Annotated in this window: 11 protein-coding genes; 6 read left to right on the plus strand and 5 right to left on the minus strand. The window is 72.0% G+C overall.

The window, feature by feature from the left end:
• Positions 1-54: 54 nt before the first annotated feature.
• On the plus strand, positions 55-591 hold the full coding sequence (gene rplQ / locus HS048_RS08055; protein ID WP_196466582.1) for a 50S ribosomal protein L17: 537 nt from the start codon (positions 55-57) through the stop codon (positions 589-591).
• 79 nt (positions 592-670) lie between these two features.
• Positions 671-1,627 (plus strand): tRNA pseudouridine(38-40) synthase TruA, encoded by a 957-nt coding sequence (gene truA, locus HS048_RS08060; protein WP_196466583.1) that lies wholly within the window; start codon positions 671-673, stop codon positions 1,625-1,627.
• Positions 1,628-1,777: 150 nt separating this feature from the next.
• Here the strand turns inward: truA and HS048_RS08065 are convergent, their stop codons facing one another.
• From HS048_RS08065 to HS048_RS08075, 3 genes are all read right to left on the minus strand, one after another.
• Positions 1,778-3,628: a hypothetical protein gene (locus HS048_RS08065; protein ID WP_196466584.1), complete on the minus strand. Its 1,851-nt coding sequence runs from the start codon at positions 3,626-3,628 to the stop codon at positions 1,778-1,780.
• Positions 3,629-3,732: 104 nt separating this feature from the next.
• Positions 3,733-4,872, minus strand: coding sequence for a hypothetical protein (locus HS048_RS08070; protein WP_196466585.1), 1,140 nt, complete (start codon positions 4,870-4,872; stop codon positions 3,733-3,735).
• Between the two features lie 35 nt (positions 4,873-4,907).
• Positions 4,908-5,678: a CAP domain-containing protein gene (locus HS048_RS08075; protein WP_196466586.1), complete on the minus strand. Its 771-nt coding sequence runs from the start codon at positions 5,676-5,678 to the stop codon at positions 4,908-4,910.
• A gap of 367 nt (positions 5,679-6,045) precedes the next feature.
• Here HS048_RS08075 and rplM point away from each other — a divergent pair, with 367 nt between their 5' ends.
• The 4 genes from rplM (at position 6,046) to HS048_RS08095 (ending at position 9,116) form a co-directional block, all read left to right on the plus strand.
• On the plus strand, positions 6,046-6,489 hold the full coding sequence (gene rplM / locus HS048_RS08080; protein ID WP_068896563.1) for a 50S ribosomal protein L13: 444 nt from the start codon (positions 6,046-6,048) through the stop codon (positions 6,487-6,489).
• 71 nt (positions 6,490-6,560) lie between these two features.
• The gene (gene rpsI, locus HS048_RS08085; protein ID WP_068896564.1) at positions 6,561-7,085 is read left to right on the plus strand and encodes a 30S ribosomal protein S9; all 525 of its coding nucleotides are present in this window, start codon (positions 6,561-6,563) and stop codon (positions 7,083-7,085) included.
• Between the two features lies 1 nt (position 7,086).
• On the plus strand, positions 7,087-8,454 hold the full coding sequence (gene glmM, locus HS048_RS08090) for a phosphoglucosamine mutase (protein WP_196466587.1): 1,368 nt from the start codon (positions 7,087-7,089) through the stop codon (positions 8,452-8,454).
• 125 nt (positions 8,455-8,579) lie between these two features.
• Positions 8,580-9,116 (plus strand): hypothetical protein, encoded by a 537-nt coding sequence (locus HS048_RS08095; protein WP_196466588.1) that lies wholly within the window; start codon positions 8,580-8,582, stop codon positions 9,114-9,116.
• Between the two features lie 133 nt (positions 9,117-9,249).
• On the opposite strand, the gene HS048_RS08100 is transcribed toward HS048_RS08095, so the two are convergent.
• Positions 9,250-9,606: a hypothetical protein gene (locus HS048_RS08100; protein WP_196466589.1), complete on the minus strand. Its 357-nt coding sequence runs from the start codon at positions 9,604-9,606 to the stop codon at positions 9,250-9,252.
• 274 nt (positions 9,607-9,880) lie between these two features.
• Positions 9,881-11,383: a vanadium-dependent haloperoxidase gene (locus HS048_RS08105; protein WP_196466590.1), complete on the minus strand. Its 1,503-nt coding sequence runs from the start codon at positions 11,381-11,383 to the stop codon at positions 9,881-9,883.
• Between the last annotated feature and the right edge of the window lie 339 nt (positions 11,384-11,722).

Genomic DNA, 11,722 nt, shown 5'->3' on the forward strand with positions numbered 1-11,722 from the left:
CCCGACCCCGGTACCTGACACGGCCGGGGCGGGTTCACTCTCAAGGAGAACGAAATGCCCAGGCCCACCAAGGGTGCCCGTCTCGGCGGCAGCCCGGCCCACGAGAAGCTGATCCTGGCGAACCTCGCCACCCAGCTGTTCCAGCACGGCCGGATCAAGACCACCGAGGCGAAGGCGAAGCGCCTGCGCCCGCTGGCGGAGAAGCTGATCACCAAGGCGAAGAAGGGCGACATGCACAACCGTCGCCAGGTGCTGACGGTCGTCCGCGACAAGGGTGTCGTCCACCACCTCTTCACCGAGATCGCCCCGACCTTCGCCGAGCGTCCCGGTGGCTACACCCGGATCACCAAGGTCGGCCTCCGCAAGGGCGACGCCGCCCCCATGGCGGTCATCGAGCTGGTGTCCGAGCCGCTGAACACGGTCCGCGTCGCCAAGGCTCCGGCCGCCGCCGAGGCTCCCGCCGCGGAGAAGGCCGAGGAGACCACCGAGGCTCCGGCCGAGGAGAGCGCCGAGGTCCCCGCCGCGGAGAAGAACGACGAGGCGACCGAGGCTCCGGCCGAGGAGACCGAGGACAAGAAGGACAACGCCTGATCTCTCAGGCTGAGTGAACGGGTCCGGCATCCCCGCATCGGGGATACCGGGCCCGTTCCCGTTCTCCGGGAGGAACAACGTGGTACGGCTGCGCCTGGATCTCGCCTACGACGGCACGGAGTTCTCCGGCTGGGCCCGGCAGCCCGGCAGGCGGACGGTCCAGGGGGAGATCGAGGAGGCGCTCGCCAGGGTCCTGCGGCTCGGTGAGCCTCCCGCGCTGACCGTGGCGGGCCGGACGGACGCCGGGGTGCACGCGCGAGGGCAGGTGGCGCACCTGGACGTGGCGGAGGACGCGCTCGCGGCGGTGGAGGGGAACGCGCGCGGGCGCGGGCGGTCCGCGGGAGCAGCGGGGGGCGCCGCGGCCGCCGCAGGGGAGGCCGGGGAGGAGGGACCGCGGGAGCGGCTCGAGGAACGGCTCTCGGCCCTGCGCAGGAGGCTGGCCGGAGTGCTTCCCCCGGATGTCAGGATCCATCGCGTCACGGTGGCTCCCGAGGGGTTCGACGCGCGTTTCTCCGCGCTGTCCCGCCGGTACGCCTACCGGGTGTGCGACGCGCCCGGGGGCGTGGACCCGCTCCGCCGCCGGGAGGTCCTCTGGTACGCCCGCCCGCTCGACCTGGACCGGCTCAACGCCGCCGCGGCGCGGCTGCTCGGCGAGCACGACTTCGCGGCGTTCTGCAAGAAGCGCGAGGGTGCCACGACGATCCGGGAGCTGCAGCGGCTGGACTGGGTCCGCGAGGGCGGCCGGGACGGCCTCCTGGTCGCGACGGTGGTCGCCGACGCGTTCTGCCACTCCATGGTGCGGGCGCTGGTGGGATCGCTGCTGGCGGTCGGGGAGGGGCGGCTCGGGGTGGAGTGGCCCGGGCAGGTGCTGGCGAGAGCCGTACGGGATTCCGGGGTGCACGTCGCGCCGGCGCACGGGCTCTGCCTGGAGGAGGTGCGCTACCCCGGGGCGGAGGAGCTGGCCCTGCGGGCCGCGCTGACCCGCCGGGTGCGTGTGCTCGGGGCGGAGACGGTCCCGCCGCGTGCCGAGTGCTGATCTGTCGGACACGCGTGTCGAGGGCGGCGACGGCCCCGCCGCGGGGCGGGGGCCGGCCCGCCGGGCACGCGCGCCGGGGACCGGGGCGTCCCCGCCGCAGGCGCGTGCCCGGCGGCGGGGCCTTCTCCGCGGCGCGCGGGGCGGACGCCGTCAGCGGGTCAGGCGGCGCTCGACGACCTTGGAGGTCTGGTCGCGGAAGGCCCCGCTGAGCTTGCCGAGGCTCTTCTCCTTCGCCGTGGGGGTGTGGCCGTCGGCGAAGGTGGCGTAGCTGAACACGATGTAGCGGCCCCACACCAGCCCCGCCGCGTAGCCGCCCGCGATGTGCATGCGCTCGGCCCCGCTGCCGGAGGCGCCGCGCAGGCCGCGGAACCACAGGTTCTTCTCGAGGTTCTTGGCCTGGTCGACCTTGACGGCCGACTCGCGGGTGGGCAGTACGGCGACGCCCGTGGTGACGGCGTACTTCTTCTTGCGGTCGACGTAGGTGGCCCGCAGCACGCGGCGGCAGTCGCCGTCCTCGAGCGCCGTGGCGAACGTGCCCGCCGCCGCCTTGTCGCAGTCCTGGGTCAGATGGGTCTTGACCCGGGTGAAGGTGGTCCCGGAGAGGGTCACCTTCCTGGCGAAGGCGTCTGCGAGGGTCATCTTGCCCGGGTCGGTCAGCTCGGAGTTGAGCAGCGTGGTGTCGATCAGCTCTTCGGTCGGGATGTTCTCGGGACTCTCCGCGCTCGGATCCCCGGTCTCCGGTACGGCGGTCGGCCGGACGGGCTGCGGATCGGCTGCGTTGAACGACCGGTAGGCGAAGAAGGCGCCGGTGCCGATGCCGCCGACCACGACCGCGACCGCGGCGGCCACCAAGATGATCCGGCCCCGGCCCGGGGTCACGGGAGCGGCGGCGGGAGGGGCCGGGGGCCCGGACGCGATCGCCGAGGGCGGCTCGAACGGGCCGCGCTCCACGGCCGGGCCCGCGAGCGCGGGGGGTTCTCCGCCGGGAGGAACCGGCGGCGGGAACGGCGGGGGGACGACCGGGAAACCGCCCGGAGGGGTCGGCTGGTCGGCCGGGGACGGGACCGGACCCGGAGCCGGGAGCGCCGCGGGCAGGTTCACCGGAGGCTCGGCCGCGGGCGGCTGAACCGCGGCTGGCGCGGAGTGTTCGGCCGTGGACGGCTGAGGTACGGATGCGGGTGGCACGGCGTGGCCGGCCGTGAGCTCCTGGGGTGCGGTCGGTGCGGTCGGTGCGGTCGGTACGGCGTGCTCGGCTGCGGGCGGTCCGGGATGTCCGGGATGACCGGTCGGCGCCGGGCCGGAGGGGGCCGGAGCGAGACCGCCGGGAGCGGGGACGGAGCCGCCGGGGGCGGACGGAGAGCCGCCGGGAGCGGGCGGGGGGAGGTCCGGCCGGTCGGCCCCGGCGGGACCGGCCGCCTGCGGGTCCGCAACCGGAGGAAGGGGCTCCTGCGGGTCGGGCGCGGTGGGAGCGGGGACGCGGGTGTCGACGGTTTTCTCCGGGTTGTCGGTGGCGGGGGAGCCGAGGTGGGACGGCCGGCCGGTGGGACGGCCGGCCTCACCGGGACGGGCGCCCTCGTCGGAGTCGGGCCAGGACAGCTCCTCGACGGGTTCTCCCGTGGCAGCGGGCCACGGAGGGGGCACGGGGGCGTCCGCGGAAGGTGAGGGCCACACCTGGATGCCGGCGGCGGCGGCGGTGAAGGCCGGCGGCGGCTGCCATGCCGGGGCGGCGGGCCCGCCGGGGGGAGGGGCGAGGACGTCTTCCTCCCCGGTCGGGGCGAGCCAGTCGTAGGAGGTCCCGCCGTCGTCGGGAGCCGCCCACGGCCGGCCGGCCGCGGGCTCGGGCTCCGGCCGCGCCGGAGGGACATGGGACTGCTCGCCTCCGGCGAGATCGATCCGCGGCACGTGCGACGAAGGCTGGCCGAAGCTCGGCGGCGGCGTCGCCGGTACGACCGAACCGTCGGTTTCGCGCTCGTGCTCGGATCCGGATTCCTGGCCACGCATACCTGGCAGCGTAGCGACAGCCGGAGATCGGCATGTGAGTATGTGCGTTCCTGGCCGGATCGCCCGCCGGTTTCATGCCTGAAAAGTCCCAGATGGGGTGTTGCTCAGGGACGCTTCCCGGTCAGCGAACGGGACTCCAGCGCCGGGGTGACGGTCGCGTCGGCGACCCCGAACGCGGCCGCGTTGAGCTTCTTGGCCTCCGCCTTGCTCGGCAGGTGGCCGTCCTTGTACTGGAACCAGACCAGTACGGCGTAGTGGCCGTGGCGCCATCCTCCGACGAAGGCCTCCCCGGTGCCGAGGAGCTTGGTGACCTTGTCCTTGCCGGGCAGCACCTTGAGGTACTGCTGGGGCTCCTTCCCCCTGGTGGCCTTGACGACCTTCGCCGCGGCCGAGGAGGTGTCGAGGTTGGCCACCCCCAGCGTGCCGATGATCTTCCCTGAGGCGTCGCGGAAGCTGGCGCGGACGAGCTGGTTGCACCTGCCCGCGGTGAGGGCCTTCTGCAGGCCGGAGCCGACGACTGCGTCCTTGCACTTCTTGTCGTTCCTGCGGGCGGTCATCAGGTAGGTCTGACCCTTGTGCCTGGCCTTCCGGCTCTTGAAGAGCTCGTCCAGTGTCAGCTTGCCCGGGTCGGTCTTGCGGGACTCGGCGAAGCCGAACGTGCCTCCGGGGTTGGCGGGGATCACCGGCTTGGTGGCGGTCGGCGCCGGGGCGTCCGCCGCGCCGGCCGGGGAGTCGTCACCGGAGCTGGCGAAGACGGCCAGTCCGATGCCGCCCGCGACGAGCATGCCGATCACGCCGACCGCGACGAAGGTGGGCAGGAGCGCGCGGGGGCCCTCCTCGTAGGGGCTCCACGCCTGCTTCTGCTTCTTGGGCCGCCGCCCGGGCTCCGTGGGTTCGGGCGTCTCGCGGGTGAAGGCCCCGGGTCCGGGCCTCTCCTGCCCGGCCGCCGTCTGCCCGGCCGCCGTCTGCTCGGCAGGCGCCTGCCATCCGGGCGCCTGTCGCGGGGGCTCCTGGGGTGTGGAGCCGAACCCGGCCGGAGACTGCGGTCCCGGGCCCTGCGCGGGCGGGCCGAACCAGCTCTCGCCCTGTCCGTGCGGCTGACCGCCGCCCGGTCCGCCCGGCCGTCCGCCGGCCTGGTCGTCCCATGCGGACGGCGGTTGCGGCCCGCCGGTGTGGAAGGGCGGCTGCTGCCCGCCGGGCTGGACGTACGGCTGGCGGCGCGGTGAATCCCCGGGAAAACCCATGCGCTGAGATTAACTCCGTATCAGGGCGGATCAGTTCACGAATACCCGAAGTCCTGTGTCCACCAGGGACCGCCGAGCCCTTCCACGACTCCGACGCCGGTGGCCGTCAGCGCGCAGTTGAGGATGTTGTGCCGGTGGCCGGGGTTCGCCATCCAGCCGCGCACCGCCTCCTCCGCGGAGGTGTAGCCGCGGCCGATGTTCTCGGCGCCCCCGGCGTGGTAGCCGGCGGCCTCCATGCGGTCCCAGGGGGAGCCGCCGCCCGGGGAGTCGTGCGAGAAGGCGTCGCTCAGCGCCATCTCCGAGGAGTGCGCCCGCGCCGACCGGACCAGCCGCCTGTCGATGCGCAGGGGGGCGCAGCCGGCCCGGCGGCGCTCGATGTTGGTGAGGCGGACGACCTCGCTCTCCATCGCGCTCAGCGCCTGGGGCACGCCGCGGCCGCCGTCCCCCCGCAGGACGTACTGGGGGTCGTCGTCGGCGGAGCCGTCGACGACGTTGCGCGGGCCGCCGGAGGCGCGCGGGGCGGGACGCCGCTGCCGGGACGCCGCAGGGGAGGGAGAAGGGGAGGGGCGCGCGACCCGCCGGAGCGGGGCCCGCTCGTCGAGGGCGCCGCCCCGTCCGGTCGCGAGAACGGGCGAGGGATCGGCGGGACCCGCCTCGTTCAGGTAGACGTGGCCGGGGGCCTCCTCGTCACGGCTTCCCCGGCCGAGGACGAACCCGATGAGCAGGACCGCGGCGAGGCAGGCGAACAACCCGGCGCGGCGCAAGGCGGCCCGCTGGGTATGCCCGGGGTAAGGGGACTGCCACATACTGCTATCAACGATAGAGATGTTGAGATAGTTGAAGAAGGGAATGTCGGGAACGAGTTGCAAACGTTCGGCCGAGCGCGGTCCTGCATCGGGCCGGCGGCCGCGCCGCATCCCTTCCGCACGGTAGACTCCTCGCGAAGACCGGCCTGGGGCGGTGTCGTTTTGACCCTCCCTCCTCGAGGCCTGTATTCTGCTAATTCGTTGTGTGCGAATCGGTCTCCTCTGCAGACCGATACGCGGCGCGTCCGGCGTCATCTCCTCGCATCTAGGGAGACGGAAGGTCCGGGCTGTCGTGCGCCCGCACCTACCGACCATGTTGCTGTCGCTTCCGACAGCGCCGAGATGCGATCAAAGAAGGCATACGACCGTGCGCACGTACACACCCAAGCCTGCTGAAGTCGAGCGTCAGTGGTATGTCATCGACGCCACCGACATCGTGCTCGGCCGGCTGGCCAGCCACGTCGCGACCCTGCTTCGCGGTAAGCACAAGCCGATCTTCGCGAACCACGTCGACACCGGTGACTTCGTCATCGTCATCAACGCCGACAAGATCGCGCTGACCGGCAACAAGCTCGAGCAGAAGAAGGCTTACCGTCACTCGGGCTACCCCGGCGGTCTGCGTTCCGTGACCTACGCCGAGCTCATGGACAAGCGTCCCGACCGTGCCGTTGAGAAGGCCGTGAAGGGCATGCTGCCCAAGAACGCCCTCGGCCGGAAGATGATCAAGAAGCTCAAGGTCTACGCCGGCTCCGAGCACCCGCACCAGGCCCAGCAGCCGGTGCCGTTCGAGCTCACCCAGATCGCCCAGTAGTCGTACGAGCTGCGCATCAGCAGCAGCGTCGGCCGTCGGCCGGCGCCGAGTAGGAAAGTTTGAGGAGAACCGTGGCTGAGCCCACCGGTGTCGAGACGCCCGTCGAGGGCGAGCTGGACGACTACAACGCGGAGGAGTTCCCCTCCGAGTACACCAGCGAGTCCTCCGCCGCCGCCGGCGGCGAGGCCGTGCGCAAGCCCATCACCGTGGGCAACTCGTACGGCACCGGCCGCCGCAAGGAGGCCGTCGCCCGCGTGCGCATCGTGCCGGGCACCGGCAAGTGGACGATCAACGGTCGCCCGCTTGACGTCTACTTCCCGAACAAGGTCCACCAGCAGATCGTCAACGAGCCCTTCGTGACGCTCGGCGCCGAGGACCAGTTCGACGTCATCGCCCGCATCGACGGCGGCGGCGTCACCGGCCAGGCCGGCGCCCTGCGCATGGGCCTGTCCCGTGCGCTGGCCGTCCTGGACGTCGAGGTCAACCGCGCGCCGCTGAAGAAGGCCGGCTTCCTGACCCGTGACGCCCGCGCCACCGAGCGCAAGAAGTACGGTCTCAAGAAGGCCCGTAAGGCCCCCCAGTACAGCAAGCGTTAAGTTGGGGCGCCTTTTCGGCACCGACGGGGTACGTGGGGTCGCGGGTCGCGACCTCACGGCCGAGCTCGCCATGGACCTGTCCGTGGCCGCAGCTCATGTCCTCGGCGACGCCGGGGCGTTCAGCGCCGCCGACGGGCGGCCCGGTGCCTCACCGGGCCGCCCGATCGCCGTCGTGGGCCGGGATCCCCGCGCCTCAGGAGAATTCCTGGAGGCAGCGGTGGTCGCCGGCCTCGCGTCGTCCGGCGTGGACGTCCTCCGGCTCGGCGTGCTGCCCACCCCGGCGGTCGCATACCTGACCACGGCTCTCGGAGCCGACATGGGCGTGATGATCTCCGCCTCCCACAACCCCGCCCCGGACAACGGGATCAAGTTCCTCACCCGCGGCGGCTTCAAGCTGCCCGACGCGGTGGAGAACGAGATCGAGCAGCGCCTCGGCGAGAAGTGGGACCGCCCCGTCGGCGCCGCGGTCGGCCGCGTGCGCGAGGCGTACGGCGAGGCCGACCGCTACGTGTCCCACGTGCTGTCCACCCTGCCCGGCCGACTCGACGGCCTGAGCGTCGTCCTCGACTGCGCCCACGGCGCCGCCCACGTGGTGGCCCCCGAGGCGCTGATCCGGGCCGGGGCGAAGGTCGAGACCATCGGGGCCCGGCCCGACGGGCTGAACATCAACGCCGGGGTCGGCTCCACCCACCTGGACAAGCTCCGGCAGATCGTGGTCTCCCGGGGCGCGGACGTCGGGATCGCCTACGACGGCGACGCCGACCGCTGCCTGGCGGTGGCGCACACCGGCGAGGTGATCGACGGCGACCAGATCATGGCCGTGCTGGCCGTGGCCATGCACGCCGAAGGCCGGCTGGCGGGTGACACCGTCGTCGCCACGGTCATGTCCAACCTGGGTTTCAAGCTGGCGATGCGGAACGCCGGGATCGACGTGATCGAGACCGCGGTGGGCGATCGCTACGTCCTGGAGGCCATGCGGGAGGGCGGCCACAACCTCGGCGGCGAGCAGTCCGGACATGTGATCATGCTCGACCACGCCACCACCGGGGACGGCCTGCTGACCTCGCTGCACCTGCTGTCGGCCGTGGTCCGCGAGGGCAGGCCGCTGGCGGAGCTGGCCTCGGTGATGACCCGGCTCCCGCAGGTGCTGATCAACGTCAAGGGCGTGGACCGTGCGAAGGCCTCGGTGCCGGAGCTGGCCGCGGCCGTGGCCGAGGCGGAGAGGGAGCTCGGCGAGACCGGCCGGGTGCTGATCCGGCCGAGCGGCACCGAGCCGATGATCCGCGTCATGGTCGAGGCGGCTTCGGCGGAACAGGCCGAGCAGATGGCGGGCCGCCTGGCGGACGTCGTCCGTACGGCCTGCGTGTGACCCCGATGAGCAGGACCGGTGCCCTCCGCGGGGGCCGGTCCCGCTCCGGTGGAAGGGCTCCGGAACGTTCCCGGAAGATGGAACCGCGTTGACGAGTCGACCGTGAATTCGACATATTTGCCGATATGGTCTCTCTACGTCCCCTCGCGGGAGTGGTCCTTGCCTCCGCACTTCTGACCGGTTTCACCGCAGCACCGGCCAGCGCCGCGCCCTCCACGACCGCAGCGGTCTCCTGGTCCGAGGCGGCCGGGACGGCGACGCCGGCGACGGCGGCGGCACGGCCCCGTAACGGCAGGATCCTCTACGACCGCATCAGTGGCGGCCAGGGCACCCTGAAGGTCAAGAACGGCACGTCGCGGGACGCGGTCGTCACCCTCGTCCGAGGGAGGACCAAGGCGATCAGCGTCTACGTCCGGGCCCGGTCGACCGCGAAGATCAACGATGTCCGTGACGGCACCTACCGGATCTTCTTCACCAGCGGCTACCGGTTCAGCGTCTCCAAGGGCAGGTTCGCCCGGGGCGCCTCCTACCAGAGGTTCGACGACCGGCTGAGGTTCACCACGACCTCCACCAGCGCCACCATCTGGACGCTGACCCTCAACCCCGTCCGGGGCGGCAACGCCCGCACCACCGGCGTCAACCCGAAGGACTTCCCGGCGTAACCGCCCCCGTCCCCGTCCCCGTCCCCGTCCCCGTCCCCGTCCCCGTCCCCGTCCCCGTACGCCCGCGCGTGCTCCGTGCGGGCCGTACCCCCTTCTCTGCGGCCCGCGCGTGCTTCGTGCGGGCCGTACCCGTTCACGGTTCGGGGGAGGTGAGCTCCCGGGGCACTTCGCCCTCGCAGGCGAACTCCCGGAGATCCTCGACCCGTGCCGAGGAGACGTCCTGGCGCTCCTCCCTGTCGAGGTGCTCGCCGAAGGCGGCCAGTCCGGAGTCGTCGGCGCCCACGGCGGTGTCGATCAGGTCATGCCACTCTCCGAGATGTCGGTCCTGAACGTCCGCGGGAACGTCGTCCACCTTGCCGTGGAGCTCTGCGGCCATGTCGCAGATCCGCGCCGCCGTTGCTCCTCCGGCGCCGCAGCCCCCGCAGACCGAGGTGACGGCGAGCAGGGTGACGGCGACCGCGGACGTACGGAAGCGACTGGTGAATGTCATTCTGCAGTTCCTGGGCTCGGAGTCGGAAGGAGTCGATGATCTTCAATGGGGATGGCGCGAATCGCCGGATCGGAACGAGACGGCGAGGGCGGATCCTTGACGGATCGGCCCTTCCCCGCCGGACGGCTCGGGGCGCCGTCCGGCCCGGGCCGTCAGGGATGATCTGCCCGGGGAGAGGACGGCACCGCGAAGCGGTCGCCGCGGTGCCGATCCGGTCGGCCGGTGTGCTGGATGAGCGGGCCGTTCTGCGGGCGGTGCGGCCGCGTCGGCTCCTCTAGGGGGCGATGGGCGTCAGCTTGCTGGCATAGACGTCCGCCGCGATCCTCCTGCCGAGTTCCAGGCCGTCCGTGGAGTCCCAGGGATAGTGCACTCCCAGGTAGACGCGGCTGTCGGCGTTCTCCTGAGCGGCCTGCCGGAAGCTGGTGAAGGTCTTGCTCCGCACCGGCGCGTGCGGATCCTCGGTGGTGACGGTGAAGGTGACGGCGTCGGTGCCGAAGTACTTCTTCATGATCTCGGCCCAGGCTCCGGCGAAGGTCGCGTGGCCGGAAGCCCACGCCGGGAAGCAGGGCGAGAAGCGGGTGCCGTTGCGGTCGGCCGACAGCGGTTGCCAGTCGCGGTCCAGCCCTCCGTCCCGGATCGCCGACTCCGGTCGCCACAGGTCGATCGGGGTCCGGTACTTGACGTCCCACCCGGCGATGGAGGCGTCGGCCAACGCCAGCGAGACCAGGGCGAACAGCCGGGCGTTCTCGTACTTGCCGGAGACCCCGCGCTGTTCGGCCACCAGGCGGGTGTGGTCGAGCAGCTGCCCCGGAGGCTTGTAGGTGCCGTCCAGGTCGTTGGACCAGAACCAGGCGGCCGCGGTCTGCTCGACGGTGCGCTCGCTGGGGGTCGCCGCGGTGGAAGCGGCCCCGCCCAGCCGGCGTACCTGGTCGACCTGGGCGGCGTAGGCCGGACTGCTCAGCAGCTCCCGGTAGGTGGAGAACGCCTGCGGTGTCGCCGGTCGGTACTTCGAGCCGGAGGAGATGGCGAAGGGCCGGACTTCTCCCCAGCGGGGCGTCACCGCATCACCGGCCGTGCTGCAGGAACTTCCCGGAGCACCGGTGGGACGCCACGCGCCGGGCTCGTTGTCCAAGGTGTAGACCGTGGCGTCGGTGGAGCCGTCGTTCGCGCGGAAGTTCCGCATCCTGGTGACGACCGAGTTGACGACCTGGATGTCCAGGTAGTCGTCCGCGGTGGGCTCCGTTCCGAATCGTTCCCTGAAGCGCCGGTCGAGGTAGCTGGTCTGATCAGGGCTGTTCGGGTTGGTGCCGGGGCCGAAGAGGTCCAGGAGCACGTTGTAGGCCGTACGTCCGATCACCCGCTCCTCTTCGTCCGGAGTCTCGATGAACGAGAAGTAACTGCCCGCCTTCAGGTACGGCTCGTAACGCCTGGTGCGCCATTTGTCGTGGTACATGGTCTCGGCGTCGAAGATCGCCGCATTCATCATGGCCGCGGCTCGCGCCAGCCTGCCCGGTGCCGCGTCCGGGCCGTTGAGCTCGCGGAAGACCTGGAGCAGCGTGGTGTTCCAGTAATGCGTCGGATCACCGACGTAGTTCGGCGCGGACGCCGCCGCGGGCTCCGGTGCGACGGGCACCGCGGCGACCGCGGCCAGCAGCGCGGCGGTGAGCGCCACCGTCGCCCGGCCGGGTCCTCTCGTTCTCCCGGACCGGCTGGGCGTCCGGTGCGGAACGGCGGCTCCGTGGGCGGATCTCGATTCGGCATCGCGCTTGGTCGGCATGCAGTTTCCTCCTGCGTGCTCCGCATGGGCTCGCATACGGCTTCAAGCCTCGCGAGGCCCGCCGCGGGCGGGTGAGTGATGCCGCAAGGAAACCGTAGGTAGATCAACTCGCACATCCATCATGGGATTGACATTCACCGTGACTTTGACGGTAGTCATGAGCCGGTGTGCAACCGGCGCGGTAACCGGCTCGCTTCAACCGGGCGGTGGCGGCCGCCGCGATGTCCCCGGTCACCTCTTCGCCGGCGGCCTCGTCCACTGGTCCGGGTCGGGGGACCGCGTGGACCGGTGCGGCCGGTACGGGCAGGACGCCGACCGCCGACGACGAGTGCCGTCACC

The organism is Planomonospora sp. ID91781 (genome assembly GCF_015711595.1).
In the GTDB taxonomy this organism is placed as follows: Bacteria; Actinomycetota; Actinomycetes; order Streptosporangiales; family Streptosporangiaceae; genus Planomonospora; species Planomonospora parontospora.